We start from the raw sequence: 26,660 nt of genomic DNA, 5'->3' as shown, positions 1-26,660 counted from the left end.
TCAGGCAAACGCGATCAGTCCGCCAGCTTGGCCGCCAGCGCCTTGACCCGGCCCAGATCACCCTTGGCCACCCTGGCCACGCCCGTCCCGTATTCCGGGTCGGCCTTATAAAGGAAGGACAGGATGATGTGCTTGCTTTCGTCATCGGTGGTGGCCAATGAGCCGCCGAAGCTCTCGATCAGGTCCTTGCGTTCTTTCTTGCTGAAGGAGCGATACAGATCGCCGGCCTGCTTGAAGTTCTGCTCACGCTGGATCTTCGCCTGCTGCGTGCTGCCCGACAGGGCCGACTGGCTGTAACGTGCGGTTTGCGGCTCGTCACGACGCAGCAAACGGCTCGGTTGATAATTCACGCCGCTGCTGCTGTGACCGATGTTCATCGCGCCATCCTGATTGCCGTTGTTCACGGCGACCTTGGGTGCATTGATCGGCAATTGCAGTGCATTGGCCCCCAGGCGATACAGTTGAGTATCGGCATAAGAAAACACCCGCCCCTGTAATAAGCGATCTTCGGAAGGTTCGATGCCTGGAACAAGATTGGCCGGTGCCATGGCAACTTGTTCTGTTTCCTGGAAGACATTTGCAGGATTACGGTTCAACACCATTTGTCCAACTTTTCGCTCAGGAACTCCGGGCCATATTTTGGTTGCGTCCAATGTATCGAAATCAAACTTGTACACGTCTTGAGGATTTAATACCTGGACGTACAAGTCCCATTTCGGAAACTCACCCTTGTTAATATGAGACACCAAATCATTAGTCATATGACTGTAGTCTTGGCCTTGTACTTTGGTCACCGCTTTTGGATCGAGGTTATTAATCCCCTGCAAACTTTTCCAGTGAAACTTCACGTAGTGAATTGCACCTTCGGCATTAACTAACTTGTAAGCATGAACACCGTTGCCGTCCATTTCCCGATAACTGGCGGGTGTACCGGAGTTGGAATACAACTCCGTCAAGGTGCGAGTGGCTTCCGGGACATGCGAGAAGAAATCAAAGCGGCGGGCATCATCGTCCAGGTTGGTACGCGGGTCCGGCTTGAAGGCGTGGACCATGTCCGGAAATTTGATCGCATCACGAATGAAAAAGGTCGGGAAATTGTTGCCGACCAGGTCCCAGTTGCCGTCCGCGGTGTAGAACTTGGTGGCAAAGCCCCGCGGATCACGCAGGGTTTCTGGCGAATGGTTGCCGTGGACGACCGCCGAGAAACGCACAAACACCGGGGTGCTCTGACCACCCGCAAACACCTTGGCCTTGGTCAGGTCACTCAGGTCATCCGTCACGGTGAAGGTGCCGTGGGCACCGGTGCCGCGGGCATGCACGACGCGCTCGGGAATGCGCTCACGGTCAAAGCGTTGGAGCTTCTGGATCAGTTGCACGTCCTGCAGCAGCACCGGGCCGTTGGCGCCGGCGGTTTGCGAGTTCTGGTTATCGCCCACGGCAGCGCCGTTGTCTCGGGTCAGGGTCGAAGCGTGGACGGAGAAGGACAGCAGGCTGGCGGTTAATACGCCGAGGGTGTACCGAGAGGGGAAAGCCCCAAGGCCAATGGTCGAAGTCATATCAGGTTCCTCTGTTTTCAAGGCGCACTCCAAGTGCGCTGCCCAGAGGCTAGAGGCCCGGACCGCAGAACATAAATAGAAAGAACGTAATGCGATGATTCAGAAAATTATGTGGCTAATCAGCCTGTTAGCGCGTAGTTCGCGCGCGATTGGTGGCACTTTGCAAACTAATTGGCGGCACATGTGTCGATAAACACGAGCATTGTAAGAAGCTGTTTCGGGCAAGAGCCGTAATGCTGCTTTACACTGCATTCCACCAACCTCATCTGTAACAAGGAAATAACCTATGGGCGTGATAAGTGAGTTCAAGGCCTTCGCGGTCAAAGGTAATGTGGTCGACATGGCCGTCGGTATCATCATCGGCGCCGCCTTCGGCAAGATCGTTTCATCGTTTGTCGGCGACGTGGTGATGCCGCCAATCGGCCTGTTGATCGGTGGGGTGGACTTCAGTGACCTGGCCGTTACGCTCAAGGCAGCCAACGGGGATGTCCCGGCGGTGGTGCTGGCCTACGGTAAGTTCATCCAGAGCCTGATCGACTTCATCATCGTCGCCTTCGCGATCTTCATGGGCGTCAAGGCCATCAACCGTCTGAAACGCGAAGAGGCCGTTGCGCCAACCCTGCCGCCGGTTCCAACCAAGGAAGAAGAGCTGTTGAGCGAGATCCGTGATCTGCTCAAGGCCCAGAACAATTAGCCCTGAAGGCTGCTTGCAAATAGAAACGGCGCCTTCGGGGCGCCGTTTTTTTTACCAGAAGTTCTCCACCGCCACCTGGCCGGGTCGTCGACTGAGGCTCAAGTGCATGTCCCGCTGTTTGAGCAACTTACGTGTGTCATCGATCATCTGAGGGTTGCCGCAGAGCATGACCCGCGAATGCTCGGCCGTCAGCGGCACCCCCGCCACCCGCTCCAGTTCGCCATTTTCTATCAACGTCGTGATTCGCCCGTTCAGGGCGCCGGGATGCTCCTCGCGCGTGACGGTGGCGATGAACTGCAATTTGTGCGCGTATTCGGCCAGATAGTCGCGCTGCGCCAGCCCCGCGATCAGCGCCTGATAAGCCAGCTCGCGGGCTTCCCTTACGCTGTAGACCAGGATGATCCGCTCGAATTTCTCCCACACCTCGAAGTCCTGCAGGATCGACAAAAACGGCGCCACGCCGGTGCCTGTGGATAACAACCAGAGATCACGACCGTCGACGAAACGATCCAGCGTCAGGTAGCCAAAGGCCTGACGGTCGACCAACAGCGTATCGCCAATCTGCAGCCGGCTCAGTTCACTGGTGAACTCCCCGCCGGGCACAACGATGGAAAAGAACTCGAGAAACTCGTCGTGTGGCGAGGAGACCATTGAATAGGCGCGCCACACCGTACTGCCATCGGCCCGGGTCACGCCCAGCCGGGCGAATTGCCCCGCCCGAAAACGAAAGCCGGGATCTCTGCTGGCCCGCAGCGTGAACAGGTTGGGGGTCAACGGCTGAACGTCGGTCAGGGTCTGGCGAGTGAATTTTTCTGCGCTGGCGGTCATGGGGTGCTCCATTCAACAGATGCCCCAGTGTCCCGCAAAGCGAGTGATGTAAACACCGGTGATTTGTAGTGGCTTTAGACAATACCCCATGTTCTGAGGTTATTAATGCGGTTGTAAATGACTCTCTTTTAACACTAACCAAAGGGTGCAAAAGAAAAATTCAATAGTTGTATTGGGTACAACATATAACTTTGTTAATTCCAGACTAAGAACCAGTTATTTACTTTTCAACCTTTTCAAGAGCAAAAAAATTGCAGCCTATTCGTAGGAATACTCCTACACTCGTGACGTGCTGGATTTCGGATCCAATGTGCACCCCCCAAGATACCCGCAGGGAGTTACGCCAATGGAAATGTGGAAGGAATCACGTTTAAGACAGATAGCTGAAGCGAGAGACGTTGAACCTGCCTATGAGATATCACTGGATTTCGTCAAAAGCCTCGGCTTTAATTTTTGTGCATTTTCAATCACTTCTCACTTACGAGGCCCGCGCTTCGATAGAGTGAACTTCAATAACTACCCCAGTGGCTGGAACGCGGAATATGAACAAAACCACTTCAGGGAAATTGACCCGGTAGTGGCTCATTGCAATCAATCAACATTGCCCATTCTATGGGAAGAGAAGGTTTACTCGAAGACACCAACGCTGTGGCAAGCACAGAAAGAACTGGGTTTGCAGTATGGCTGGTCGCAATCGCTCCATGGCGACAACGGGCTGCGCAGCATGCTTAGCCTGGCAAGAAGCGACATCCCCATCACCACCTATGAATTTTATGAAAAACTGGGTTACATGATTTTCATCGGCAACCATCTGCATGGGCTCGTCGCTAAAAAACTCCCCGATCGCGTGAAGGATTGCTGCAAACCTCATTTATCAGTACGCGAGATCGAGATATTGAAACTGTCAGCCGATGGCAAAACCGCCTATGAAATAGGCCGTATCCTCTGCATCACTGAACGCACCGCAAATTTTCATATTCACAGGGCAATCCAGAAACTGGGCGTCAACAACAAGCTCGCAGCAGTGGTCGCGGCAACCAGGGCGTGCATGATCTGAGCAATACGCCCAAGTACCAATGAGGAAAAACCTGCGAGTATTCCAAAAGAAAAAAACGTACCATTTGCGGCTCCTCCAGAGTGATGACGAGTGAACCAATACGTCGCAGTCCACTCGGACGGTCCCGCCCGCTACAACGCTTCAGGCAGCGGGACACCACACTCGTTGACTACCCAGAGCCCCGCCTCATGCCCCTGCTCGAAACGCCCTTCGCCCAACTCGATCTGATCCGTCAGCCAGAGCAGCAAAATGAACCGCTGCAAGCTTTCGACGCAGCAGACGAGTACCTGCTCAATCATCTGGCCGAGCAGCAACCGGCCGCGGACACCCGAGTGCTGGTGCTCAACGACAGTTTCGGCGCGTTGGCTGCGAGCCTGGCGGGAAAAGTGGTGGTGACCACCAGCGGCGACTCGTTCCTGGCCTTCCAGGGCCTGGAAAAGAATCTGATCCGCAACGGCCAGGCCTTCGATGCCGTGCCGAGCGTACCGGCCAACGAAGCGTTTGCGGGGCCGTTTGACCGTGTGTTGATCCGGGTGCCGAAAACCCTGGCCTTGCTGGAAGAGCAACTGATCCGTTTGCAAAACCAACTGGCTCCAGGCGCCCAGGTCATCGCTGCGGCGATGGTCAAGCATCTGCCTCGCGCCGCCGGTGATCTGCTGGAGCGTTACATCGGCCCGGTGCAAGCCTCGTTGGCGGTGAAAAAAGCCCGACTGCTGATCGCAACGCCTGAAGCCAAGAGCCCAGCCGTGTCCCCCTACCCTTCACGCTATCAACTCGACACACCGGCGATCGAACTGCTCAACCACGCCAATGTGTTCTGCCGCGAAGGACTGGACATTGGCACTCGAGCATTTCTTCCACACTTGCCACAGAACCTCGGTACAGCGCGCGTTGCCGATCTCGGTTGTGGTAACGGCGTACTGGCAATCGCCAGCGCTCTGCAAAATCCTGAAGCCCATTACACGCTGGTGGACGAGTCATTCATGGCGGTGCAATCGGCCGCCGAAAACTGGCGCGCTGCATTGGGTGATCGTGACGTGATCGTGCGCGCCGGCGATGGCCTGGCCGGGCAAGAGCCGCAATCGCTGGACGTGGTGCTGTGCAATCCACCTTTTCACCAGCAACAAGTCGTCGGCGATTTTCTTGCCTGGCGGATGTTCCAGCAGGCGCGCGAAGCCCTGGTAACTGGCGGTGCGTTGTACATCGTCGGCAACCGTCACCTCGGTTACCACAGCAAGCTCGCGCGGTTGTTCCGTGGCGTCGAGCAAGTGGCGGCTACACCGAAATTCGTCATTCTCAAAGCCCGCAAATAATCGCAGGTAAAAAAAACCCTCCGTGACAGGAGGGTTTGAATCCGTGCCGCAAGGCAACGGGGATGGGAATGTCGGGTGTTTCAGTGCGTGGACAGACCTGCGGCGTTCATGAACATGCGCATCAGGCTGGCCACGATAAACAGGGCCCCCACGCTACCGACCCAAATCAAGGCCAACCAACCGAGCCGCTGCCAAAGCGGTTTTTTCTCTGCCGCCTTGATGTCCTCCAGGGAATGTTTGCCAGCCATCATCTTGACCTCCTCTGAAACGGCGCAGGTTCAAGCCCTGCGCCATTGTCGTGTGCGCTAGTGATAACCGTCTTCGTGGGTCACCTTGCCGCGGAACACGTAGTAGCTCCAGAAGGTATAACCCAGGATAAACGGGATGATGAACAGCGTACCGACCAGCATGAAGCCTTGGCTTTGCGGCGGTGCAGCAGCGTCCCAGATCGAGATCGAAGGCGGCACGATGTTGGGCCACAGGCTGATGCCCAGACCGCTGTAGCCGAGAAAGATCAGCACCAACGTCAGCAGGAATGGCGTGTAGTGCGCATTTCGGGCCACGGCGCGAATCAGTCCGTACATGGTCACCAGCACCAGGATCGGTACCGGCAGGAACCAGAACAGGTTCGGCAGGGTAAACCAGCGAGCCGCGATCTCGGCATGGGCCAGCGGGGTCCAGATACTGACGATACCGATCACCGCCAACACCACGAACGCCAACGGCCGCGCCAGATCATGCATCTGCTCCTGCAACTTGCCTTCGGTCTTCATGATCAGCCAGGTGCAGCCCAGCAGCGCATAAGCCACCACCAGCGCGAGGCCGCAGAACAGGGTGAACGGTGTCAGCCAGTCCAGTGAACCACCGGCAAACTGGCGATTGACCACCGGCAAACCATCGATGAATGCACCCAGCGCCACCCCCTGGAAGAAGGTTGCAGCAATCGAACCACCGATAAACGCCTTGTCCCACAGATGACGCTTGTCGTCCTTGGCCTTGAAGCGAAACTCGAACGCCACCCCACGGAAAATCAGCCCGATCAGCATGAAAATCAGCGGCAGGTACAGCGCCGAGAGCACCACCGAATAGGCCAGCGGGAACGCGCCGAACAACGCCGCGCCGCCCAGTACCAGCCAGGTTTCGTTGCCGTCCCAGACCGGGGCGACGGTGTTCATCATCACGTCACGGTCGGTCTTGCCCGGGATGAACGGGAAGAGAATCCCGATCCCCAGGTCGAAACCATCCATGACCACGTACATCATGATGCCGAAGATGATGATCACGGCCCAGATCAGCGGAAGATCAATACCCATGACTCAAATCTCCTTGGTCAGGCTAGGGCGGTGGTCAGCGTCTGCACCATCGTCGTCGGCCGCTGAAAGCGGACGGGCCGGCGTGCGTTTCTGGCCAGGGCCACCGTCATTGGTTTCCTTGCCTTCGTCGATCTTCGGCCCTTTGCGCACCAGGCGCATCATGTAGCCCAGACCGGCACCGAACAGCGCGAAATACACCACCACGAACAGGATCAGCGTGATGCTCATCTGCATGAAGCTGTGATTGGAGGACGCGTCCGCCGTGCGCATCAGGCCATAGACCACCCACGGTTGACGGCCGATTTCAGTGGTGAACCAACCGGCAAGGATCGCAATCAGGCCGGATGGGCCCATCCACAACGCCAGGTACAGGAATGGTCGCGAGGTGTACAGCTTGTCGCGTTTGCGCAGCCACAGGCTCCACAGTCCGGTGAAGATCATCAGCATGCCCAGACCCACCATGATCCGGAAAGACCAGAACACGATGGTGGAATTAGGACGGTCTTCAGGCGGAAAATCCTTCAGCGCCGGCACTTGTTTGTCCAGGGAATGCGTCAGGATCAGGCTGCCCAGGTACGGAATTTCCACCGCGTATTTGGTCCGCTCTTCTTTCATGTCCGGCCAACCGAACAGAATCAGCGGGGTCGGCTCATCGCCGTGATTTTCCCAGTGACCTTCGATCGCAGCGATTTTCGCCGGCTGGTGCTTGAGCGTGTTGAGCCCATGGAAGTCACCGATGACGGCCTGAATCGGCGCCACGATCAATGCCATCCACATGGCCATCGAGAGCATGGTGCGGATCGCCGGGTTGTCCTTGCCGCGCAGCAAGTGCCAGGCCGCCGACGAGCCGACGAAGAAGGCGGTGGCGACGAACGCGGCCGTTGCCATGTGCATTAGACGGTAGGGGAATGACGGGTTGAAGATCACGGCGAACCAGTCGGTGGGAATGACCTGGCCATTGATGATTTCGAAACCTTGCGGGGTCTGCATCCAGCTGTTGGAGGCGAGAATCCAGAAGGTCGAGATCAGCGTGCCGATGGCGACCATGACCGTGGCGAAGAAGTGCAGGTTGCGCCCGACCTTGTTCCAGCCGAACAGCATGACGCCGAGGAAACCCGCCTCAAGGAAGAACGCTGTGAGGACTTCGTATGTCAGCAACGGCCCGGTCACAGAACCGGCGAAATCGGAGAAACGGCTCCAGTTGGTGCCGAACTGATAGGCCATGACCAAACCGGACACCACGCCCATGCCGAAGTTGACGGCAAAGATCTTCGACCAGAAATGGTACAAATCACGGTAAGTGTCGTTGTTCGTCTTCAGCCACAGGCCTTCGAGTACCGCAAGGTAACTCGCCAGGCCAATAGTGATGGCCGGGAACAGGATGTGGAACGAGATGGTGAACGCGAACTGAATTCGGGCGAGATCAAGCGCCTCCAAACCGAACATAAGTCTTCCTCTGTCAGGTAATACCGGCTGAAGGCTTGCGGCCTGCACCCACTGCCCCCACGGATATGGAGTGTGGCGAATTTGAATTCGTTCTTTTTTTACAACCATCACAACGTAGGGAGTCTGGCCATCTGGCCGCCGGATCATTTCCACAAGGGTCTTGATCTGGATCAAGCAATGGTTAAAAGAGTAGTCCCATTTTTGACGATGGACGGTGTGGTCTTTTGCCGCGTGACAGGTTGCCTCATAGGCTTGGCAATCAGTAGCAACACATTACCTGTGGGGGCGAGCCTGCTGTGGCGAGGAGGCTTGCCCCCGTTTCGGCCGAGCAACCGCCGTAAGTTGGATGATGCGGGTGTGGCTGATGTAATGAGTTGCCAATAAATTGGGGCCGCTTCGCAGCCCGACGGGGGCAAGCCCCCTCGCCACGGCAGATCGGTGTTTAGCTAACTAAATTTCCAGGGGCCGCAACTTCTGGTTACAGGTTGGTGATAATCTCGACCCTTCCCCCGCTCAAGACCTGCCCTCAGATGCCCAGCCAAGCGCCCTTGCTGTTACGCCATCACCGCCCTTTTATCGCGTTCTGGCTGGCTCGGGTGTTTACCGCCAGCGGTTTTCAGATGCTCACCGTGGCCATCGGCTGGAACCTGTATCAACTGACCGGCAATGTGTTGGACCTGGGTCTGGTGGGGCTGGTGGAATTTGCCCCGCGGGTGCTGTTCATGCTGCACACCGGACACGTTGCGGACCGCTATGACCGGCGCAAGGTCGCGGCGATCTGCCAGTCTCTGCAAGCGTTGATCGCCCTGTCCCTGGCCATCGGCAGCGCGACCGACCATGTCACCCGAGAGTTGATCTTCATTCTCGCGTTCCTGCTGGGGGCTGCGCGCTCCTTCGAGATGCCGACCACCCAGGCCTTGCTGCCGAGCATCGTGCCCAGCGCGCTGTTTCCCCGCGCCGTCGCCGCCGCGCAGTCGGCCCAACAATCCGCCACCATCGTCGCCCCGGCCCTGGGTGGTTTGCTCTATGCCTTCGGCAGCGTCTGGGTGTATGGCCCGACGGTGATCCTCTACATCATTGCCTGCTTGTTGATGCTCAACCTGCCGGCCCGGCAAACGCCGCTGAACAAGGGCAAGGCAACCCTGGATTCGTTGCTCGCGGGTATCCGCTTCATTCGCAGTCGCCCGGACATTCTCGGGGCGATTTCCCTGGATCTGTTTGCGGTATTGCTCGGCGGTGCGACGGCGCTGCTGCCGGTGTTCGCCAAAGACATCCTGTTGACCGGCCCCTGGGGCCTGGGCCTGTTGCGCTCAGCCCCGGCAGTCGGTGCGCTGCTGATGTCGCTGTACCTGGCGCGATTTGCCGTGGAGCGCAAAGTCGGGCGGGTGATGTTCACGGCCGTCGGTGTGTTCGGTGTCGCGACCATCGCGTTTGGCCTCTCGACTTCATTCTGGTTTTCCCTGGCCGTACTGGTGGTGTTGGGCGCAGCGGACATGATCAGCATGGTGATCCGCGCCTCTTTCGTGCAACTCGAAACCCCGGACGAAATGCGCGGCCGGGTCAGCGCCGTGAATGGTTTGTTCATCGGTGCTTCGAACCAGTTGGGCGAGTTCGAATCCGGCCTCACCGCCCATTGGTTCGGCACCGTGCCGGCGGTGGTCATGGGGGGTATCGGTACGCTGGTGGTGACCGGGGCGTGGATCAAACTGTTCCCGACCCTGGCCAACCGCGACCGCATGCATGTGCCGGTGGAAGAAGTGAAGGTCTGAAGCGGGTTCCGATCACAGTTTTGCCGACAAGGTGCAATACATAGATAGTGCATTATGTGTAATGTATCGCCTTACACTTCCACCCCATGATCAAACCCTTTCAACACAAAGGCCTTCGAGGCTTCTATGAAACAGGTTCGACTCGTGGGATTCGCGCAGACCAAGCAAAGCGTCTGTCTCGAATGCTCCAGTTCATGGACCGTGCAGCCTTACCGGGCGACCTCGACCTGCCGGGATGGCGATTGCATCCACTGCGGGGTGAGTGGGCCGAGTATTGGTCGTTGAGCGTTTCGGGGAACTGGCGAGTTATTTTCCGTTTTATCGGCTCGGATATCGAACTGGTCGACTATCTGGACTACCACTGAACAGGAGGCAGGAAATGCCCATGCACAACCCGCCGCACCCTGGCGAAACGCTTTTGACGGATGTATTGCCCGAACTAGGCATCAGTGTCACAGAGCTGGCCCGCCACCTGGGGTTCGCTCGTCCGCATCTTTCGCGCGTACTGCATGGCCACGCGCCGATCAGTCCGGATTTGGCGGTGCGTCTCGAGCGAGCCGGGATTGGCAAGGCGCGGATTTGGTTAGGGGTCCAGGCCGACTACGACCTCTGGCAAGCGGAGCATCGCGAGCAACCGTTTATCCAACCCATTGCCATTCACGCCTGACGCTTTTCAAACCACCAACTCCCCCGCCACAGCCGTCCGCATGGCTTTACCGCAGAGTTGCTCCACCAGCGTCAGGGCAAACTCCAGAGCAGCTCCCGAGCCTTGGGCGGTGATGCAGTTGCCGTCGACCACCACAGGCTGGTCGACAAAAGTGCAGCCCGACAATTGATGGCTGGCCGATGGCAGGCAGGTCATGCGCCGCTGACGCAAGACGCCAAAGGTTTGCAACGCCAGCGCCGGGGATTCGGCGATGCCCGCGAACAGACGCCCGGCGGCGGCCTGGTCCTTGATCAACTGTTGCAGGGGTTGATGCGCGGCGAGATGCTGTGAGCCCACCTCGCCTCCAGGCAATACGAGAAGGTCGAACGGCTGGGCCAGCAAATCCACCAACATCGCATCGGCAGTCAGGCGGGTACCGCGAGCACACGTGATCATGCGTCGGCCCTCGATGCTCGCCGCCACCACTTCAACTTTGGCGCGGCGCAGTACATCGATCAGGGTCACGGTTTGCAGGTCATCGATGCCCTCGGCGAGGGTAATCAAAGCTCTAAAGGTCATGGGCGCGGTCCACAGAATGATCTTTAAAGCGTAGACAGCTTTACTGAGACTTGTTCCAGCGCAGCCGTTACTTGATGTAAAGCTGCGTCGACATCTTGTCGCCCGGGGCATTGATTGAGGTGTTGCTGAACGTGAAGATCCCGTCCTGCTTGCCTGCAAGATTGAAGATATAGAGGTAGCCGACGGTCTTTGCTCCAGGTGTGCACTCGGTCAGGTTGCCGGTTTGAAAGGCGCACACCGGCGTCCGGGTGCCATCTATTTCAAAACCATCCAGCGCGACATGTGGACTAGGGCTACCGTAGCCGACTTCCAGCACGTAGACCTTGATGCTCGGGCCGCTGTGATCGCAACTCGTCTCGGTCTGCCCGTCGGCAATGTTCTCAAAACCACAGGACGGCGATTCAACCTTGACCACCTTCAACTGGCTCAATCGCGGCGCCATCGCCGCCGAGGCCGTTTGCGCCCCCAGCCACACCGCCATCGCGACGCCAATCACCGCAACCGCACGCTTCTTAATGCAATTCATAACGCCCCCCAAAACCAGCGCGCAGTATGGCTCACTTCGCTTTAGCGCAAAACATCGACGACGATCGCAGCCATAAGCAGCCATAGCCCCACGCTGCTGGTATGATGCGCGGCTTTTTCCGGCCCACAGAAAATTACCAGGCGCTATCAGCGGTCTGTGCTTTGCTGTTGAGGTCGATACATTCACGGCGCCGGGCGCGCCACGGGGAGCAGACATGCTGGAAAGGCTGTTTCAACTCAAGGCACACAACACCAACGTGCGGACCGAGATTCTGGCGGGCGTCACGACCTTTTTGGCCATGGCCTACATTCTGTTCGTCAACCCGAGCATCCTCGGCGAGACAGGCATGGACAAGGGCGCGGTGTTTGTCGCGACCTGCCTGGCAGCCGCCATCGGCTCCACGGTGATGGGCCTGATCGCCAACTACCCGATCGCACTCGCGCCGGGCATGGGCCTGAACGCCTTCTTCACCTATACCGTGGTCCTGCACATGGGCCACACCTGGCAAGTGGCGCTGGGGGCGGTGTTCATCTCGGCGGTGCTGTTCTTCCTGCTGTCGATCTTCCGCATCCGCGAATGGATCATCAACAGCATCCCGCTGCCGCTGCGCTCGGCGATTGCCGCCGGTATCGGCCTGTTCCTGGCGCTGATCGCCCTGCATAACGCCGGCATCGTAGTCAGCAACCCGGCAACCATGGTCGGCCTCGGTGATTTGAAGCAACCCGCTCCGATCCTCGCGACCCTCGGTTTTGCCCTGATCGTTGCCCTCGAAGCGCTCGCCGTGCGCGGTGCGGTACTGATCGGCATTCTGGTCGTGACCATCACGTCCATCGCATTGGGCTTCACGCCGTTCGGCGGCGTGATGTCGATGCCACCGTCTCTCGCACCGACCTTCCTGCAACTGGACATCAAAGGCGCCCTCGACATCGGTCTGGTCAGCGTGATTTTCGCTTTCCTGTTCGTCGACCTGTTCGACAACTCCGGCACCCTGATCGGCGTCGCCAAGCGCGCCGGCCTGATGGGCAAGGACGGCCACATGCCGAAAATGGGCCGCGCCCTGATCGCCGACAGCACCGCGGCCATGGCCGGGTCCTTGCTGGGCACCTCGACCACCACTAGCTACATCGAATCCGCCGCTGGCGTGAGTGCCGGTGGCCGCACCGGCCTGACCGCTGTTGTCGTGGCGATTCTGTTCCTGCTGGCGCTGTTCTTCTCGCCGTTGGCCGCCAGTGTTCCGGCGTTCGCCACTGCGCCGGCGCTGCTGTTCGTCGCAGTGTTGATGACATCCGGCCTGGCCGAAATAGACTGGGATGACATCACCGTCGCCGCACCGGTCGTGGTCACTACACTGGCCATGCCGTTCACGTATTCCATCGCCAACGGCATCGCCTTCGGTTTCATCTCCTGGACCGCGATCAAGTTGCTGTCCGGTCGCGGCCGCGAGCTGAACCCGGCACTGGTGATTCTTTCGATTCTGTTCGTGATCAAGTTGGGTTGGTTCAACGCATGACTTTTGATTCCCAGGCCTACGCCGCTCAGCTCGAAGAAAAGGTCACGCGCCTGCGCGACCTGCTGGCCCCGTTCGATGCACCGGAACCTGCGGTGTTTGACTCGCCGCTGCAAAATTTCCGCCTGCGGGCTGAATTCCGCCTGTGGCGCGAAGGCGGCGATCGGCATTACGCGATGTTTTCCCAGGAAGACAAACGCACGCCGATCCTGATCGAAGCGTTCCCGATCGCCAGCCTGCGCATCAATGAACTGATGCCGCAGCTCAAGGCGGCCTGGAAGGCAAGTGCGGCGCTGAGCCACAAGCTGTTTCAGGTGGAGTTCCTGACCACCCTGGCCGGCGATGCGATGATCACCCTGTGCTATCACCGCCCACTGGACGAACACTGGCACGCGGCGGCGTCGAAACTGGCCACCGACCTGAACGTCAGCGTTATCGGTCGTTCGAAAGGCAAACGCGAAGTGATTGGCCAGGATTACGTGGTCGAGAAACTGGACGTCGGTGGTCGCACGTTCAGCTACCGCCAGCCCGAAGGTGCATTCACCCAACCCAACGGCACCGTAAACCAGAAGATGCTCAACTGGGCTTACGACGCCCTCGGCGATCGTCCGGACGATTTGCTGGAGCTGTATTGCGGCAACGGCAACTTCACCCTGCCGCTGGCGACCCGCGTGCGCAAAGTGCTGGCCACCGAAATCAGCAAGACGTCGGTTAACGCCGCGCTGAGCAACCTCAGCGAAAACGCTGTGGATAACGTCACGCTGGTGCGTTTGTCGGCCGAAGAACTGACCGAAGCGCTGAACGAAGTCCGCCCGTTCCGTCGCCTGCACGGCATCGACCTGAAGAGCTACGAGTTCGGCAGCGTCTTCGTCGACCCGCCTCGCGCCGGCATGGACCCGGACACCTGCGAGCTGACCCGGCGCTTCGACAACATCCTCTACATCTCCTGCAACCCTGAAACCCTGGCGGCCAACATCGACCAGTTGCACGACACCCATCGCATCACCCAGTGCGCGATGTTCGACCAGTTTCCGTGGACACATCACATGGAATCCGGGGTGTTGTTGACCCGTCGTTGATTGCAGCCCGCCCTACAAAACAGCCGTCAGTACGACGGCTTTTTTGTGGGTGATCAATCGGTGACCTCTGCCTTGCGCGGACGCCCGCCTTTACGGCCATTGGTCCGCGCAGCCTCGGCTTTGGCGGCGCTGCTTTGGCGACCGTTGCGCGAGGCAATGACCGAAGCAGCCATGTCCATCAACGGCTTGCTCGCTGAAATCATCCCGGCGATGGACACGTTCAGATCCTTGCCTTCATGACATAAAGCGGTGCCGGAAAAGCCGACTTTCAGGTCTGCGAAATCCTCGATGTCGAAATCATCGAATTCCGGATAGTGCTGCACAGGCAGCAGCACCCCACTGCCATCAATGAAGCCGACCGCCAGACAAGGTTCCGCAAACTTTACCGAAGTCGCCTGCAATCCGTTTTTCTGGCGCACTTGCCCGCGCTGGATGGCTTCATCCAGCACGGCCTCGGTGACAGGCCGATCGGCCAGCATTCCTGCCTGAATCGTTTTCATAGTTGGATCTCCACACCTTCCGGAACGCCGATCAGCGCCAACAGGGTCTTGTTCGTCTCGGGTTCGTAGCAAGCCGAGCCAATCATCCAGGTCGTACTCGCAATCCTTTTTACCACCACGACTTCGCTGGTCTGCCAGTCCCATTTCTGATGATCGAGACAGACCGTTTGCAGCTTGTCCCACCAGATGGCCCGGGCGCGACGCAAGTGCGCGGGTTGTCCGAGTGCGTGACGCAATCCTTCCAGCACGGCCACAGGTGGCCGATTTGAATGAGGAACCACATCCCACAGCTCGACACTGTTGTGCCAAAAGCAGAATTTGAAGCGTGCGCTCCAGCTTCCGGCGTCTACATGTGCGTGCGGCGGACAGTGCTCATCACGCAACATGATCACCATTGAAAAACCTTTGTAGCTGAATAACCGCATACTAACCCATCCGTTAGGTTAACGAATCCAAAGACCCGACACTCCCTGGAAAAACCGACGATTGGCTCTGCGCCAAATCGCCTTTACGCCTCTGAGACTAGCGCCAAGCATCGCCTTGGGCCGGTGGATAACTGCGCAAAATAGTAAGCAATCCTTTCGCCGCGCCCACAAAAAAGCCGTCGCGAGGACGGCTCTGCGGGCTTGTCATCCCCTCATCCCGGCTGGTTTTTTCGATACTCGGTGGTGGTCATGCCGGCGTAACCCCAGTTATCGGTGTCGACTTCTTCGATCACGATGTGGGTCAATTTCGGATCCTTGCCGAGGACTCGCTCCAAGGTGTCGGTAATCTCGGCAATGACCTGAGCTTTCTGTTCCCGGGTAACGCCGTCACGGGTGATTCGTACGCTGACGAAAGGCATGATGCTGCTCCTGTCCGGTTATCCAATGAGAGGCCGGTCAAGTAAAGCACTGCTGCGGCGATTTCATCTACAGTGGCGCAGTCCCTCATTTGATCCTTGGTGTCATCCATCATGCAGCGAGTATTCGACGATCTTCAGTTGGGCAGCATCGAACTGTTTTGCCTGGCGGCCGAGGCCGGCAGCTTTACGGCGGCCGCGTTGGTGGCCGGCGTAACACCGGCCGCCGTGAGTCGGTCGGTGTCGCGCATGGAAGAACGCCTCGGTGTGCGGCTGTTTGCGCGCACCACCCGCAGCGTCAAGCTGACCGACAGTGGTCGCCGCTATTACGAGGAATGCCGTCAGGCACTGGCGCAGTTGGTGGAGGCTCAGCGCGAGGTCATGGGCCAGCAGCAGCAACCGTCCGGCACGCTGCGCATCAGTATTCCCACGACGTATGCGCACCACCGGATCTTGCCGTTGTTGCCGGCATTCCGGGCGCGCTTTCCAGACGTGAAGGTCGAGTCGCACATCAGCAATCGCAACATCGATTTCGTCGGCGAAGGCTATGACATGGCGATCCGCGTACGGGCTATTCCGGATTCCGGCCTCATCGCCCGTCACCTTGAGGACGCCGAGCTGGTGATGATTGCCAGTCCCGATTACTTAAAGCGCGCGGGAACTCCGCAAAGCCTGGACGACCTTGCGCAACACGAATGCATTCAATACGAACTGCCCAGCAGCGGTCGGCGGATTGCCTGGCTGTTCAACGACAACGGCGCACCGCGGGAGATTCTTGCCGAAGGCAGCTTCAGTTGTTCTGACGATGTGCTCGGCGGCGTGACCCTGGCCAAAAACGGCGCGGGGTTGTTTCAGACTTACCGGTTTATTGTCGAAAACGAACTGGCCGATGGATCGTTGGTGGAGGTGCTCAAACCTTATGGCGGACGCTCCCGGCCCTTCACATTGCTTTATCCACAGAGCCGTCATATGCCGTTGAGACTGCGGGCTTTCATCGATTTCCTGGTTGAACATCTGCCGCGATAAACAGTGAGACTGTCCGATCACCGCACACAAAACCTCAATGAAATCTCTCTTCAATTGACCGAAGTAACCAGCTAGTACAATTTATCTCCACAGGCTGAACACCCCGGCCGATTCCAAAAATAATAAGTGGAGAGACCTCGATGTCCCCTATCGTTCTGGTGCTTAACGGCCCGAATCTGAACCTGCTCGGTACCCGTGAACCGGCGACTTACGGTCACGAAACCCTGTCAGACATTTCGGCGCTGTGCGGACGCGCCGCCGAAGAATTCGGCCTGGCGGTGGAATTTCGCCAGACGAACCACGAAGGCGAATTACTCGACTGGATTCACGCAGCCCGCGGACGTTGCGCCGGGATCGTGATCAACCCGGCAGCCTGGACACACACTTCCGTGGCGATCCGCGATGCCTTGATCGCCAGCGAATTGCCGGTGGTCGAAGTCCACCTGTCCAACGTCCACGCCCGCGAGCCCTTCCGGCATCACTCCTTCGTTTCAGCCATCGCCACTGCGGTGATGGCAGGTTTCGGCAGCCATGGTTATCGCCTGGCGCTGGATTACTTCAGCCAACGCTTGAAGGGGTGAACGCCGTGACTCAGAACAACGCGGTATTGGCCGGGCTGATCGGCGCCGGCATCCAGGCTTCCCGTACCCCGGCGCTGCACGAACACGAAGGCGATGCCCAGGGCTTGCGTTATCTCTATCGTTTGATCGACCTCGATCAGCTGAAACTCGACAGCAGCGCCCTGCCCGATCTGTTGATGGCCGCCGAGTGCATGAACTTCACCGGCCTGAACATCACCTTTCCGTGCAAGCAGGCGATCATCCCGTTGCTCGACGAGTTGTCGCCGGAAGCGCGTGGCATCGGAGCGGTGAACACCGTGGTGCTGAAGGACGGTAAACGCATCGGCCACAACACCGATTGTTTGGGATTTGCCGAGGGTTTTCGCCGGGGCTTGAAGGACGTTGCCCGTGAGCGCGTGGTCCAGATGGGCGCTGGCGGCGCCGGTGCGGCAGTGGCCCACGCGCTGTTGAGCGAAGGCGTACAACTGCTGAGCATTTTTGATGTGGAGATCAGCCGCGCACAGGCGCTGGCGGACAACCTCAATCAACACTTCGGCGCTGGCCGGGCCGTGGCCGGGCATGATTTACCGAGCACGTTGGCCCAGGCGGATGGGTTAGTGAACACCACGCCCATGGGCATGAAAAAACTGCCGGGCATGCCGGTGCCGGTGGCGTTGCTTCGGGCTGAGTTGTGGGTGGCGGAGATTGTCTATTTTCCGCTGGAAACCGAACTGCTACGCAACGCCCGCGCCCTGGGTTGCCGGACGCTGGATGGCGGCAATATGGCGGTTTTTCAGGCGGTGAAGGCGTTTGAATTGTTCAGTGGTGTGGTGCCGGATGCTAAGAGGATGCTGGAACATTTTCAGAGCATGAATGGCTGAACCGGCTCTGTGGCGAGCGAGCTTGCTCGCGCGGGGCTGCGCAGCGCAGCGGCCTCGCATTTTGTGAGTGTGGCACAGGGGTGCGCCAGCCCCCTCGCCACAACCGTTCTCACCACAGGTCAGGCCTGCAAATACCGCAACACCGACTCGCAGATCATCACCCGATGACGCTGCTTGATGTTTTCGTCCGGCAAGTCGATCTGAAAGATCTCACCGAATGTATGGCGGTTCGACACGCGATAAAAGCAAAACGAGCTGATCAGCAGATGCACATCCAGCGGCTCAAGCCCGGAACGGAACACGCCTTCTTCGGCACCGCGGCGCAAAATCACGCCCAATGAGTCGAGGATGGTGTTGTTCATCGCCTTGATCGCGTCGGAGCGCTTCACGTACTCAGCGTTGTGGATGTTCTCGATGCTGACGATGCGCACAAAATCGACGTTGCGATCATGGTGATCGAAGGTGAATTCCACCAGTCGCCGAATCGCCTCCACCGGCGCCAGTTCGGCCAGGTGAAGATGGTTTTCCGTATTGCGGATATCGCCGTAGAGTTTCTCCAGCACCTCCACGTACAGCTGTTCCTTACTGCCGAAGTAGTAATAGATCATGCGTTTAGAGGTGTGGATGCGCTCGGCGATGGCATCGACGCGAGCACCGGAAAGCCCTTGCTGGACGAACTCGACAATCGCCTCTTGAAGGATGTTCTCGCGGGTCTTTTCCGGGTTGTTCTTGCGACTCTTGCGCGGCCCGGCAATCGGTTCGGCGGGCGCTGCGGAGAGTTCTGAAGTTATCGTCATTGCGGGCTCACGGCCATCACTGCACAGGCTGGCGATTATGGGCCGCACCGCCCAGTGAAGGAAGCCGCGCGGCAGTGGTTTGTCGCCGTGTTTACGATTTTCCTACAACTTTGCCGGACGTACCGCACCAATTCGGGATTTGGCCATGGCCGCCAGGCGCACCGCCACATTGGCCGCACCGTAACCGGCGTAGCCATTTTTGCGCTGGATGATTTCAAAGAAAAAACGCCCTTCGAACGGCTCGGTATAAACGTGGAACAGCTCGCTGCCCTGGGCATCGCGGTCATACAGAACGTTGAAGTACGCCAGTTCACTGAGGAATTCGTCATCGAAATCGAACCGTGCAGCGAGGTCATCGTAATAGTTGAGCGGAATATCCAGCAGCGGCACGCCCGCCTCTTTGGCACGACTGACTTCGGCAAAGATGTCATCGCAGTCAAACGCGATGTGATGCACGCCGGAGCCGCGATAACTCGACAGCGCGTGTGAGATTGCGGTGTTGCGGTTTTCGGAAATGTTCAGCGGCAGGCGAATCGAACTGTCACGACTGCGCAACGCTCGATTCTTCACCAAACCATAAGGATCGGGCAGCACCACTTCGTCATCGGCTTCGAAATCCAGCAGGCTCTTATAGAACAGCACCCAACTGTCGAGACTGTCGGCCGGCAATGCCATCGCCATATGGTCGATGCGTTTGAGGCCGCCACCGGCCACGGCGGGCGGTTGCAGATGGAAATCGGTGCCGTAGACATCGGCGTCCTGATCCACCAGATAAATCAGACTGCCATCCGGTGCGCGCACGGCAGCCAGTTCAAGTTCATTGGGGCCGACCAGTCCGCGATACGGCTGACCCTTGTACGCCACGGCCCGAGCGAGCGCACTGGCGCTGTCCTTGACCCGCACCGCGGTGGCGCACAGCGATGGGCCGTGCGCTTCGAAAAAACTGTGGGCAAACGAGTAAGGCTCGGAATTGAGGATCAGGTTGATGTCGCCCTGACGCAGCAGGCTCACGCTCTTGGAGCGATGTTGCCCGGCCTTGACGAAACCCAGTCGCTCCAGCCAATGGGAAAGCTTGGCGCCGAGGCTTTCGTCCACAGCGAATTCAAGAAACTCGATGCCGTTGTATTCGCTGGCCTTGGGCGTCTCGAACAGAATGTCGAGGCTGGCCGCCGGTGGCGTTTCCTGGGCCAGACGCTGACGGGTTTTCTCCTCCAGATACAGCAACGAACGCAATCCATCAGCGGCGTTGGCCCGAGGCGGTGCGGCGCGGAAACCGTCGTTGAAGATTTCCAGCGACAGCGGCCCGGTGTACCCGCTCTTGATGATCGGAGCCAGGAAACCCGGCAAATCGAATTCGCCCTGGCCCGGGAAGCAGCGGAAATGCCGACTCCACTCCAGCACGTCCATGGCCAGGATCGGCGCATCGGCCATTTGCACGAAGAAGATTTTATCGCCAGGGATCTCGGCGATCGCACTCGGATCCCCCTTGAGCGACAGCGTGTGAAAGCTGTCCAGCAACACGCCAAGGCTTGGGTGATCGGCCTGACGGACGATGTTCCACACCTGTTGCCAGGTGTTCACATGCCGGCCCCAGGCCAGCGCTTCGTAGCCGATCCGCAGCCCGCGTGCGCCGGCGTGTTCGGCCAGCAGGCGCAAGTCGTCGATGAGGATGTGTTCATCACCGATGGAATCGGTGGACGCGTTGCTGCACACCAGCACCAGGTCGGTGCCCAACTCCTGCATCAGGTCGAACTTGCGCTCGGCCCGTTCCAGGTTGCGATGCAAACGGTCACGGCGGCAGCCTTCGAAGTCCCTGAAGGGTTGAAACAGAGTGATCGCGATCCCGAGATCGGCGCACATCTGCTTGATTTCCCGCGGGCTGCCGTCGTAGTAAAGAAGGTCGTTTTCGAAGATCTCCACCCCGTCGAACCCGGCGGCGGCAATGGCTTCGAGTTTTTCCGGCAGGGTACCGCTCAAGGAAACGGTGGCAATGGAACGCTGCATATTTCGACTCCCGGTGGAGGCTATCTTTTCAGGGCCTGGCACGCTTTCGCTTTAGGTAGGAGCCGGCTTGCTGGCGATGGCGTCCGCGAGATTGCCATCGCCAGCAAGCCGGCTCCTACAGAGACCGCGTTTTTCTTGAGGTGAATTATTGGCTGCAAGACCCTGCACAGCAATTCAAAGTGTACTACCCGGTTAGTTTTGCGTGCGATTATCGAACACTATGCCGATTGGCGAATTGACGATTTTTCAGCCACTGCCCACCATCGACGACACATTGAGTCCGATCGAAAACACCGGTCTCGATGACCAAAGAAACAGAACACCACATAAAAATAATCGGTGGCCTACATGACTCCTTCTCAAAGTTCTCCCGTGGAGCGCTCCTCCATGACTCCTGCCAGCGGCGTTATCGGCGACAAGATTCGCGGCGCCATGGCGGTCGGCAAGACCCGTTGGGGCATGCTGGCACTGGTGTTTTTTGCCACCACGCTCAACTACATCGACCGCGCTGCACTGGGCGTCATGCAGCCTATCCTCGCCAAGGAAATGAGCTGGACGGCGATGGACTACGCCAACATCAACTTCTGGTTCCAGGTCGGCTACGCCATCGGTTTTGTGCTGCAAGGCCGGTTGATCGATCGGGTCGGCGTGAAGCGCGTGTTCTTCTGCGCAGTGTTGCTCTGGAGCCTGGCGACCGGCGCCCACGGACTGGCCACGTCGGCAGTCGGATTCATGGTCTGCCGGTTCATCCTCGGTTTGACCGAAGCCGCCAACTACCCGGCCTGCGTGAAAACCACCCGCTTGTGGTTCCCGGCCGGCGAGCGCGCCGTGGCCACCGGCATCTTCAACGCCGGCACCAACGTCGGCGCAATGTTCACGCCGATGCTGCTGCCGCTGATCCTGCACGTGTGGGGCTGGCAAGCCGCGTTCCTGTGCATGGCATCACTGGGCGGGATCTGGTTGCTGTTCTGGGGTTTGAAGTACTTCAACCCGGAAGACCATCCGAGCGTCAAACAATCGGAACTGGACTACATCCAGAAGGAAGTCGAGCCGGAGCAGACCCGTGTACCGTTCTCGAAAATCCTGCGCATGCGTGGCACCTGGGCCTTCGCCCTCGCCTACTCCATGACCGCACCGGTGTTCTGGTTCTACCTGTACTGGCTGCCGCCGTTTCTCAATCAGCAATACAACCTGGGGATCAACGTGACCCAGATGGGTATCCCGCTGATCATCATTTACCTGACTGCAGACTTCGGCAGCGTCGGCGGCGGGATCCTGTCCTCGTTCCTGATCGGCCGCGGCATGAACCCGATCAAGGCGCGGCTGATGTCCATGCTCCTGTTCGCCTGCTGCATTGTCGGCGTGATCATGGCGGCGGGGTCGAGCAGTCTGTGGGTCGCGGTGTTCGCCATCTCCCTGGCCATCGGCGCGCACCAGGCCTGGACTGCCAACATCTGGAGCCTGGTGATGGACTACACGCCTAAACACATGATGAGCACGGTGTTCGGCTTCGGCGGCATGTGCGCGGCCATCGGCGGGATGTTCATGACCCAGTTGGTCGGCCACATCCTGACGGTCACCAACAATAACTACACCGTGCTGTTCACCCTGATTCCGGCGATGTACTTCATTGCCCTGACCTGGATGTACTTCATGGCTCCGCGCAAGATTCCTACCGTCACCGAGTAAAATGCCCTCCCTTGGCAGGTCTGGTTCCAGGCCTGCCTTTTTGATTTTCCTACCGACGACTCTGCTGCCACGCCGCCGCCAATCCGCTGCAGCAAATCACCGCGATCCCGATCACCGTAGTCAGGGTCGGTGTGTGCGAGAACAGCAGCCAGCCCAGCAGACCGGCAAACACGATCTGACAGTAACCGAACGGCGCCAACAACGCGGGCGCGGCATGACGGAAAGCCTGAGTCAGAAACAGGTGCGCAGTCATCCCGCAGGTCCCCAGCGCCACCATCATGAAGCCATGCCCCAGGGTCGGCACTTGCCAGAAGAACGGCACCAGTGCACTCATCACCAGGGTGTTGCACAAGCCGGCGAAGAAGTTGCTGGTGGTCGGGCTGTCGATGTTGCTGAGCTTGCGAGTGAGCACCTGATAAAAGCAAAAAAACAGCGCCGAACAGAGCGGCAGCAGCACCGCTGGCGTGAACAGATCGCCACCGGGATGGACGATGATCAGCACGCCGATAAACCCGCAAATCACCGCGATCCACTGGCCACGTGTTACGCGCTCCCCCAGCAGCGGCACCGACAGCGCAGTCACCAGAACCGGCGCAAGAAAGTTGACCGCCGTCGCTTCGGCCAACGGGATGTACTGCAGGCCGGTGGTAAAAAACAGACTGGTGCCCAACAGGCACAACGCCCTCACCAACTGCAGCATCGGCCGTTTGGTCCGTAGGACGCGCAACCCGGACTGCGGCAGAAAAATCCCGGCCATCAACAGGGTGTGCACCACATAGCGGGCCCAGACCACCATCACGATCGGATAGAAGCCCGAGAGGTATTTCGAAAAGGCGTCATGACTGGAAAACAGGAAAGTGGCGACGACAATCAGCAAAATCCCTTTGAAGGGCTGGTTGACGCCGGAGAGCGGTGTGCTGGCAGTCATGGGTATCCCTTGCGAAGTGCAACGTGTCGCGGGCGGTGAGTTCCAATAATTTAGAACCTGGTTCCAGATTCCAACACAAGCATCAGCCGAAAGTGTTCGAATACCGCACAGTTTTACAGCCAATAAAAATCAATTATGGGAGCGAGCCTACTCGCCCCCCACAAATCAACTGAACAACTCCGACGCCAGACTCGCCGCCGCCAATTCTTCGGTATACCTCAACAACAGCGGCGCCAATTCATGCAACCGCGCCCCCGGCATCCGCGCACTCGGCCCGGCGATGCTCAGCACACCAATCACTCGCCCTTCGCTCGGGTGCCGCACCACCGCCGCGATCGCCGAGGTGCCCACCGCCGAGCTTTCCTCGACCCAGGCGTAGCCCTGCTCTCGCGCCAGACGCAGGCGTTCGAGTAGTTCAATGTTGGAACGCGGAGCATTCGGCCCAAGGTCCTTTGGCCGCTCACCGCCCTGGCGCTCCACCAGCGACAATGCCTCGGCATCGCTCATGCACGCCAGCCACGCATGGCCCGACGCGGTATAGAACAACGGCGCATCGCGGCCCATTTCCGGGTCGTAGCGCAGGCCGGAACGGGCCCCTTGGGATTTGGCAATCCAGATCTGCCGCTCGCCTTCAATCACCCCGAGACGCACCAACTCTCCGGTCTCCTGGGCCAGGCGATCCAGCACCGGCTGCACGATATCGGCGCCGCTGCCTGACAAGTAACGAAACCCCATCGCCACCAGTTTGGTGGACAAGTGATATCGCAGGTTCTCTGGATTCTGTCGCACATAACCCAACCGGATCAGCTCCGCGAGCAGGCGGTGAGTTGCGCTTTTCGGGATGTCCAGTTGCTCCGCGAGCATCTGCATCGGCAGACCCCGAGGGTCACTGGTGAGGCTTTCGAGCACATTGAAGACACGTTCGATCTGACTGCCGGCCATGGGAGGTTCCACCTACAATTTGTCTGATTCTAGAAGATGAACCCTGTAATGCGAAATCTGGAACCCGATGCTCGACAGACCCGCGGGTCGCCCGTTCGATAAAAATCCGCGCCCTGACGGAATTCGATGGGTGATCCATGTTCCTACAGTCAGCGATTCTTCCGGCCAGTGAACGAAAAGCCGGACAGCCGGACTGGCGCCGCCCCCACACACCAGCAACACTCATCACCACGGACAATCAGAGGATTCCCACATGCTATGGAAAAAAGGCCGACGCAGCGACAACGTGGTCGACGCCCGTGGTGATGATGTCGGCAGCGGTGGTGGTGGGATGCGTTTTGGTGGCGGCAAAGGCCTGAGCCTGACCGCGATCATCCTGATTGTGGGGATTGGCTGGCTCACAGGCCAGGACCCGATGCAGATCCTCGGGCAACTGACCGGACAAATGACTGAGCAATCGGCACCGGCCACCAACCAAAGCCGCAAGGCGCCGCCGGCCACTGATGAAGGCGCCGAATTCGTGCGCTCGATCCTCGGCGATACCGAAGACACCTGGGGCCAGATTTTCCAGCAGGCCGGTCGGCAGTATAAAAACCCGACACTGGTGCTGTTCAGCAACCGAGTGAATTCGGCATGCGGCCTGGCGACATCGGCGACCGGTCCGTTCTATTGCCCGGCCGACCAGAAGGTCTACCTGGACATGGCCTTTTTCCAGGAAATGTCGCAACGCTTTTCCGCGGCCGGTGACTTCGCTCAGGCCTACGTGATCGCGCACGAAGTCGGACACCACGTTCAGACGTTGCTCGGCGTTTCCGCGAAAATTCAGGCAGCCCGCCAGCAAGGCCGGCAGATGGAAGGTGATGGCGGCTTGTTGGTGCGTCAAGAGTTGCAGGCCGATTGCCTGGCCGGTGTCTGGGCCAACAATGCGCAGCAGCGTCTGAACTGGCTGGAACCGGGTGACATCGAAGAAGCCTTGAATGCGGCCAACGCCATCGGCGATGACCGTTTGCAACAACAAGGGCAGGGTCGGGTGGTACCGGACTCGTTTACCCATGGCACATCGGCGCAAAGGGTGCGCTGGTTCAAAACCGGATTTGCGCAAGGCCAGGTGGGCCAGTGCGATACCTTTGCGGCGAAAAACCTTTAAATGAATAAGTGGTTGTTGATGTTGTTGTTCACCTGCGCGAGCACCCAGGCTGCGGAGCATGGCGTCAAAGAGCTCAGCCCCGGGCGGTTGTTGTTGAAAGAAGGTGAGATGGCGGTGAGCCTCGGCCCGGCGCCCGCGAAAATCGAACGCGTGCTGATCATCATCCATGGTCGCCTGCGCAACGCTGAAACCTATCGCCAGAGCGCCGAGCGCGCGGCGGAACTGGCCGGGCAAAGTGCAAGCACCCTGGTGATTGCCCCGCAATTTCTCAACGAAACCGACATCGCACTTCATCCTGTGGCAGAAACGGTGTTGCGCTGGCAGGGCAATGACTGGATGGCAGGAGGTTTATCCACCGCTCCTTTTGCGCTGAGTTCCTTTGCAGCCCTCGATCAGATCATCGAGCGAGTCGGCGACCGTCGACAGTTTCCGGACGTGAAGCAAATCATCATCGCCGGCCACTCTGGTGGCGCTCAGGTGGTGCAGCGTTATGCGTTGCTGGCCCGTGAGCAACCGGCCCTGACGGCCGCCGGCGTGAAGCTTCGCTACGTGGTCGCCAACCCTTCGTCCTATGCGTATTTCAATGAGCAACGGCCGGTGGCGTTCAACCATGCGGCGTGTCCCGGTTTCAATCGCTGGAAATACGGGCTGACGGATTTACCGGTTTATGCCAGTGGGCAAACGGCATTGCAGATTGAAGGAAACTACGTCAAACGGGACGTGACTTATCTGCTCGGGCAGCAAGACACCGACCCGCAGCATCCGGCGCTGGACAAAGGTTGCGAGGCCGAAGCGCAAGGTGCTTATCGTCTGATTCGCGGGAAGAATTTTTTCAATTACCTGCTGCGTCGCAATCCGCAAGGGGTGAATCAGCGGCTGGTTGAAGTGCCAGGGGTCGGGCATAACGGGGATGGGATGTTGACGTCGCCGGAGGGGCAAAAGGTGTTGTTTGGTCAGTGAGTTTTTGGTGTCTGGCCTGACGCCATCGCGGGCAAGCCCGCTCCCACAATGGTTCTCTATGGAATACAAATG

Annotated in this window: 28 protein-coding genes; 14 read left to right on the top strand and 14 right to left on the bottom strand. The window is 58.7% G+C overall.

What is annotated here, in order from left to right; genetic code table 11:
- Window positions 1-14: 14 nt before the first annotated feature.
- Window positions 15-1,556: a catalase gene (locus tag K0F88_RS18920; protein ID WP_219096076.1), complete on the bottom strand. Its 1,542-nt coding sequence runs from the start codon at window positions 1,554-1,556 to the stop codon at window positions 15-17.
- Window positions 1,557-1,842: 286 nt separating this feature from the next.
- Here K0F88_RS18920 and mscL point away from each other — a divergent pair, with 286 nt between their 5' ends.
- The gene (mscL, locus tag K0F88_RS18915; RefSeq protein WP_094470542.1) at window positions 1,843-2,250 is read left to right on the top strand and encodes a large-conductance mechanosensitive channel protein MscL; all 408 of its coding nucleotides are present in this window, start codon (window positions 1,843-1,845) and stop codon (window positions 2,248-2,250) included.
- 51 nt (window positions 2,251-2,301) lie between these two features.
- Here the strand turns inward: mscL and K0F88_RS18910 are convergent, their stop codons facing one another.
- A complete protein-coding gene (locus tag K0F88_RS18910; protein WP_219096075.1) occupies window positions 2,302-3,078 on the bottom strand; it encodes a ferredoxin--NADP reductase in 777 nt (258 codons plus the stop codon).
- 346 nt (window positions 3,079-3,424) lie between these two features.
- Here K0F88_RS18910 and K0F88_RS18905 point away from each other — a divergent pair, with 346 nt between their 5' ends.
- Together K0F88_RS18905 and K0F88_RS18900 are read left to right on the top strand one after the other, a co-directional pair.
- Window positions 3,425-4,135: a LuxR family transcriptional regulator gene (locus tag K0F88_RS18905; RefSeq protein WP_094470540.1), complete on the top strand. Its 711-nt coding sequence runs from the start codon at window positions 3,425-3,427 to the stop codon at window positions 4,133-4,135.
- Between the two features lie 188 nt (window positions 4,136-4,323).
- The gene (locus K0F88_RS18900; RefSeq protein WP_219096074.1) at window positions 4,324-5,448 is read left to right on the top strand and encodes a class I SAM-dependent methyltransferase; all 1,125 of its coding nucleotides are present in this window, start codon (window positions 4,324-4,326) and stop codon (window positions 5,446-5,448) included.
- 80 nt (window positions 5,449-5,528) lie between these two features.
- Here K0F88_RS18900 and K0F88_RS18895 read toward each other — a convergent pair whose 3' ends face one another.
- Genes K0F88_RS18895 through K0F88_RS18885 form a run of 3 tightly spaced genes read right to left on the bottom strand, consistent with a single transcriptional unit; the run spans window position 5,529 to window position 8,207 of the window.
- The gene (locus K0F88_RS18895; RefSeq protein WP_094470553.1) at window positions 5,529-5,696 is read right to left on the bottom strand and encodes a DUF2474 domain-containing protein; all 168 of its coding nucleotides are present in this window, start codon (window positions 5,694-5,696) and stop codon (window positions 5,529-5,531) included.
- A 57-nt stretch (window positions 5,697-5,753) separates the two neighbouring features.
- Window positions 5,754-6,761, bottom strand: a complete 1,008-nt coding sequence (gene cydB / locus K0F88_RS18890) for a cytochrome d ubiquinol oxidase subunit II (protein ID WP_219096073.1) — start codon at window positions 6,759-6,761, stop codon at window positions 5,754-5,756.
- Between the two features lie 3 nt (window positions 6,762-6,764).
- Window positions 6,765-8,207, bottom strand: a complete 1,443-nt coding sequence (locus tag K0F88_RS18885) for a cytochrome ubiquinol oxidase subunit I (protein ID WP_219096072.1) — start codon at window positions 8,205-8,207, stop codon at window positions 6,765-6,767.
- Window positions 8,208-8,737: 530 nt separating this feature from the next.
- On the opposite strand from K0F88_RS18885, the gene K0F88_RS18880 reads away from it, so the two are divergent.
- From K0F88_RS18880 to K0F88_RS18870, 3 genes are all read left to right on the top strand, one after another.
- Window positions 8,738-9,976, top strand: coding sequence for an MFS transporter (locus tag K0F88_RS18880; protein WP_219096071.1), 1,239 nt, complete (start codon window positions 8,738-8,740; stop codon window positions 9,974-9,976).
- Window positions 9,977-10,062: 86 nt separating this feature from the next.
- Window positions 10,063-10,341, top strand: coding sequence for a type II toxin-antitoxin system RelE/ParE family toxin (locus K0F88_RS18875; protein ID WP_219096070.1), 279 nt, complete (start codon window positions 10,063-10,065; stop codon window positions 10,339-10,341).
- Between the two features lie 14 nt (window positions 10,342-10,355).
- Window positions 10,356-10,643, top strand: coding sequence for a HigA family addiction module antitoxin (locus K0F88_RS18870; protein ID WP_219096069.1), 288 nt, complete (start codon window positions 10,356-10,358; stop codon window positions 10,641-10,643).
- 6 nt (window positions 10,644-10,649) lie between these two features.
- On the opposite strand, the gene K0F88_RS18865 is transcribed toward K0F88_RS18870, so the two are convergent.
- Both K0F88_RS18865 and K0F88_RS18860 read right to left on the bottom strand, forming a co-directional pair.
- Window positions 10,650-11,201, bottom strand: coding sequence for a DJ-1 family glyoxalase III (locus K0F88_RS18865; protein ID WP_094470529.1), 552 nt, complete (start codon window positions 11,199-11,201; stop codon window positions 10,650-10,652).
- A 67-nt stretch (window positions 11,202-11,268) separates the two neighbouring features.
- A complete protein-coding gene (locus K0F88_RS18860; RefSeq protein WP_094470528.1) occupies window positions 11,269-11,727 on the bottom strand; it encodes a DUF4879 domain-containing protein in 459 nt (152 codons plus the stop codon).
- A 214-nt stretch (window positions 11,728-11,941) separates the two neighbouring features.
- Between K0F88_RS18860 and K0F88_RS18855 the strand changes: the two genes are divergently transcribed.
- Together K0F88_RS18855 and trmA are read left to right on the top strand one after the other, a co-directional pair.
- On the top strand, window positions 11,942-13,237 hold the full coding sequence (locus tag K0F88_RS18855) for an NCS2 family permease (RefSeq protein ID WP_219096068.1): 1,296 nt from the start codon (window positions 11,942-11,944) through the stop codon (window positions 13,235-13,237).
- Complete coding sequence (trmA, locus tag K0F88_RS18850) at window positions 13,234-14,313, top strand: tRNA (uridine(54)-C5)-methyltransferase TrmA (RefSeq protein WP_219096067.1); 1,080 nt, start codon at window positions 13,234-13,236, stop codon at window positions 14,311-14,313. Before K0F88_RS18855 ends, trmA begins: the two co-directional genes overlap by 4 nt.
- A gap of 53 nt (window positions 14,314-14,366) precedes the next feature.
- Here the strand turns inward: trmA and K0F88_RS18845 are convergent, their stop codons facing one another.
- The 3 genes from K0F88_RS18845 to K0F88_RS18835 all read right to left on the bottom strand — a co-directional run bounded on the left by K0F88_RS18845 (window position 14,367) and on the right by K0F88_RS18835 (window position 15,657).
- A complete protein-coding gene (locus K0F88_RS18845) occupies window positions 14,367-14,813 on the bottom strand; it encodes a DUF2442 domain-containing protein (protein ID WP_094470525.1) in 447 nt (148 codons plus the stop codon).
- A complete protein-coding gene (locus tag K0F88_RS18840; protein ID WP_094470524.1) occupies window positions 14,810-15,238 on the bottom strand; it encodes a DUF4160 domain-containing protein in 429 nt (142 codons plus the stop codon). Before K0F88_RS18840 ends, K0F88_RS18845 begins: the two co-directional genes overlap by 4 nt.
- Before the next feature lie 212 nt (window positions 15,239-15,450).
- On the bottom strand, window positions 15,451-15,657 hold the full coding sequence (locus K0F88_RS18835; protein ID WP_094470523.1) for a 4-oxalocrotonate tautomerase family protein: 207 nt from the start codon (window positions 15,655-15,657) through the stop codon (window positions 15,451-15,453).
- 111 nt (window positions 15,658-15,768) lie between these two features.
- Here K0F88_RS18835 and K0F88_RS18830 point away from each other — a divergent pair, with 111 nt between their 5' ends.
- The 3 genes from K0F88_RS18830 (at window position 15,769) to K0F88_RS18820 (ending at window position 18,121) form a co-directional block, all read left to right on the top strand.
- On the top strand, window positions 15,769-16,680 hold the full coding sequence (locus tag K0F88_RS18830) for a LysR family transcriptional regulator (protein ID WP_094470522.1): 912 nt from the start codon (window positions 15,769-15,771) through the stop codon (window positions 16,678-16,680).
- Window positions 16,681-16,820: 140 nt separating this feature from the next.
- Complete coding sequence (aroQ, locus tag K0F88_RS18825) at window positions 16,821-17,261, top strand: type II 3-dehydroquinate dehydratase (protein ID WP_219096066.1); 441 nt, start codon at window positions 16,821-16,823, stop codon at window positions 17,259-17,261.
- A 5-nt stretch (window positions 17,262-17,266) separates the two neighbouring features.
- The gene (locus tag K0F88_RS18820) at window positions 17,267-18,121 is read left to right on the top strand and encodes a shikimate dehydrogenase (protein WP_219096065.1); all 855 of its coding nucleotides are present in this window, start codon (window positions 17,267-17,269) and stop codon (window positions 18,119-18,121) included.
- Between the two features lie 119 nt (window positions 18,122-18,240).
- Here the strand turns inward: K0F88_RS18820 and K0F88_RS18815 are convergent, their stop codons facing one another.
- Both K0F88_RS18815 and quiC read right to left on the bottom strand, forming a co-directional pair.
- The gene (locus K0F88_RS18815) at window positions 18,241-18,918 is read right to left on the bottom strand and encodes a TetR/AcrR family transcriptional regulator (RefSeq protein ID WP_094470520.1); all 678 of its coding nucleotides are present in this window, start codon (window positions 18,916-18,918) and stop codon (window positions 18,241-18,243) included.
- 102 nt (window positions 18,919-19,020) lie between these two features.
- Window positions 19,021-20,922, bottom strand: coding sequence for a 3-dehydroshikimate dehydratase QuiC (gene quiC, locus K0F88_RS18810; RefSeq protein WP_219096064.1), 1,902 nt, complete (start codon window positions 20,920-20,922; stop codon window positions 19,021-19,023).
- A gap of 387 nt (window positions 20,923-21,309) precedes the next feature.
- Between quiC and K0F88_RS18805 the strand changes: the two genes are divergently transcribed.
- The gene (locus tag K0F88_RS18805; RefSeq protein ID WP_257605297.1) at window positions 21,310-22,611 is read left to right on the top strand and encodes an MFS transporter; all 1,302 of its coding nucleotides are present in this window, start codon (window positions 21,310-21,312) and stop codon (window positions 22,609-22,611) included.
- A gap of 49 nt (window positions 22,612-22,660) precedes the next feature.
- Here K0F88_RS18805 and K0F88_RS18800 read toward each other — a convergent pair whose 3' ends face one another.
- On the bottom strand, window positions 22,661-23,539 hold the full coding sequence (locus tag K0F88_RS18800) for a DMT family transporter (protein WP_219096062.1): 879 nt from the start codon (window positions 23,537-23,539) through the stop codon (window positions 22,661-22,663).
- 165 nt (window positions 23,540-23,704) lie between these two features.
- Complete coding sequence (locus K0F88_RS18795) at window positions 23,705-24,481, bottom strand: IclR family transcriptional regulator (RefSeq protein ID WP_094470516.1); 777 nt, start codon at window positions 24,479-24,481, stop codon at window positions 23,705-23,707.
- A gap of 253 nt (window positions 24,482-24,734) precedes the next feature.
- Between K0F88_RS18795 and K0F88_RS18790 the strand changes: the two genes are divergently transcribed.
- Together K0F88_RS18790 and K0F88_RS18785 are read left to right on the top strand one after the other, a co-directional pair.
- Window positions 24,735-25,628, top strand: coding sequence for a neutral zinc metallopeptidase (locus K0F88_RS18790; RefSeq protein WP_219096061.1), 894 nt, complete (start codon window positions 24,735-24,737; stop codon window positions 25,626-25,628).
- The gene (locus K0F88_RS18785) at window positions 25,629-26,588 is read left to right on the top strand and encodes an alpha/beta fold hydrolase (RefSeq protein ID WP_094470514.1); all 960 of its coding nucleotides are present in this window, start codon (window positions 25,629-25,631) and stop codon (window positions 26,586-26,588) included.
- Window positions 26,589-26,660 lie beyond the last annotated feature (72 nt).

It is taken from the genome of Pseudomonas sp. UMAB-40 (assembly GCF_900095275.1).
GTDB lineage: Bacteria > Pseudomonadota > Gammaproteobacteria > Pseudomonadales > Pseudomonadaceae > Aquipseudomonas > Aquipseudomonas mandelii_B.
The sequence above is the reverse complement of the archived record's forward strand: the minus strand, read 5'-3'. Positions and strand labels throughout refer to the sequence as shown.

Excerpts from the sequence above, each read along its gene's own strand:
- K0F88_RS18800 (WP_219096062.1), bottom strand. The coding sequence starts at position 23,539 with ATGACTGCCAGCACACCGCTCTCCGGCGTCAACCAGCCCTTCAAAGGG.
- K0F88_RS18845 (WP_094470525.1), bottom strand. The coding sequence starts at position 14,813 with ATGAAAACGATTCAGGCAGGAATGCTGGCCGATCGGCCTGTCACCGAG.
- cydB (WP_219096073.1), bottom strand. The coding sequence starts at position 6,761 with ATGGGTATTGATCTTCCGCTGATCTGGGCCGTGATCATCATCTTCGGC.
- K0F88_RS18790 (WP_219096061.1), top strand. The coding sequence starts at position 24,735 with ATGCTATGGAAAAAAGGCCGACGCAGCGACAACGTGGTCGACGCCCGT.
- aroQ (WP_219096066.1), top strand. The coding sequence starts at position 16,821 with ATGTCCCCTATCGTTCTGGTGCTTAACGGCCCGAATCTGAACCTGCTC.
- K0F88_RS18895 (WP_094470553.1), bottom strand. The coding sequence starts at position 5,696 with ATGGCTGGCAAACATTCCCTGGAGGACATCAAGGCGGCAGAGAAAAAA.
- K0F88_RS18875 (WP_219096070.1), top strand. The coding sequence starts at position 10,063 with ATGATCAAACCCTTTCAACACAAAGGCCTTCGAGGCTTCTATGAAACA.
- K0F88_RS18900 (WP_219096074.1), top strand. The coding sequence starts at position 4,324 with ATGCCCCTGCTCGAAACGCCCTTCGCCCAACTCGATCTGATCCGTCAG.
- K0F88_RS18795 (WP_094470516.1), bottom strand. The coding sequence starts at position 24,481 with ATGGCCGGCAGTCAGATCGAACGTGTCTTCAATGTGCTCGAAAGCCTC.
- mscL (WP_094470542.1), top strand. The coding sequence starts at position 1,843 with ATGGGCGTGATAAGTGAGTTCAAGGCCTTCGCGGTCAAAGGTAATGTG.
- trmA (WP_219096067.1), top strand. The coding sequence starts at position 13,234 with ATGACTTTTGATTCCCAGGCCTACGCCGCTCAGCTCGAAGAAAAGGTC.
- K0F88_RS18835 (WP_094470523.1), bottom strand. The coding sequence starts at position 15,657 with ATGCCTTTCGTCAGCGTACGAATCACCCGTGACGGCGTTACCCGGGAA.
- K0F88_RS18855 (WP_219096068.1), top strand. The coding sequence starts at position 11,942 with ATGCTGGAAAGGCTGTTTCAACTCAAGGCACACAACACCAACGTGCGG.
- K0F88_RS18905 (WP_094470540.1), top strand. The coding sequence starts at position 3,425 with ATGGAAATGTGGAAGGAATCACGTTTAAGACAGATAGCTGAAGCGAGA.
- quiC (WP_219096064.1), bottom strand. The coding sequence starts at position 20,922 with ATGCAGCGTTCCATTGCCACCGTTTCCTTGAGCGGTACCCTGCCGGAA.
- K0F88_RS18785 (WP_094470514.1), top strand. The coding sequence starts at position 25,629 with ATGAATAAGTGGTTGTTGATGTTGTTGTTCACCTGCGCGAGCACCCAG.
- K0F88_RS18840 (WP_094470524.1), bottom strand. The coding sequence starts at position 15,238 with ATGCGGTTATTCAGCTACAAAGGTTTTTCAATGGTGATCATGTTGCGT.
- K0F88_RS18860 (WP_094470528.1), bottom strand. The coding sequence starts at position 11,727 with ATGAATTGCATTAAGAAGCGTGCGGTTGCGGTGATTGGCGTCGCGATG.
- K0F88_RS18865 (WP_094470529.1), bottom strand. The coding sequence starts at position 11,201 with ATGACCTTTAGAGCTTTGATTACCCTCGCCGAGGGCATCGATGACCTG.
- K0F88_RS18910 (WP_219096075.1), bottom strand. The coding sequence starts at position 3,078 with ATGACCGCCAGCGCAGAAAAATTCACTCGCCAGACCCTGACCGACGTT.
- K0F88_RS18830 (WP_094470522.1), top strand. The coding sequence starts at position 15,769 with ATGCAGCGAGTATTCGACGATCTTCAGTTGGGCAGCATCGAACTGTTT.
- K0F88_RS18815 (WP_094470520.1), bottom strand. The coding sequence starts at position 18,918 with ATGACGATAACTTCAGAACTCTCCGCAGCGCCCGCCGAACCGATTGCC.
- K0F88_RS18870 (WP_219096069.1), top strand. The coding sequence starts at position 10,356 with ATGCCCATGCACAACCCGCCGCACCCTGGCGAAACGCTTTTGACGGAT.
- K0F88_RS18805 (WP_257605297.1), top strand. The coding sequence starts at position 21,310 with ATGACTCCTGCCAGCGGCGTTATCGGCGACAAGATTCGCGGCGCCATG.
- K0F88_RS18885 (WP_219096072.1), bottom strand. The coding sequence starts at position 8,207 with ATGTTCGGTTTGGAGGCGCTTGATCTCGCCCGAATTCAGTTCGCGTTC.
- K0F88_RS18920 (WP_219096076.1), bottom strand. The coding sequence starts at position 1,556 with ATGACTTCGACCATTGGCCTTGGGGCTTTCCCCTCTCGGTACACCCTC.
- K0F88_RS18880 (WP_219096071.1), top strand. The coding sequence starts at position 8,738 with ATGCCCAGCCAAGCGCCCTTGCTGTTACGCCATCACCGCCCTTTTATC.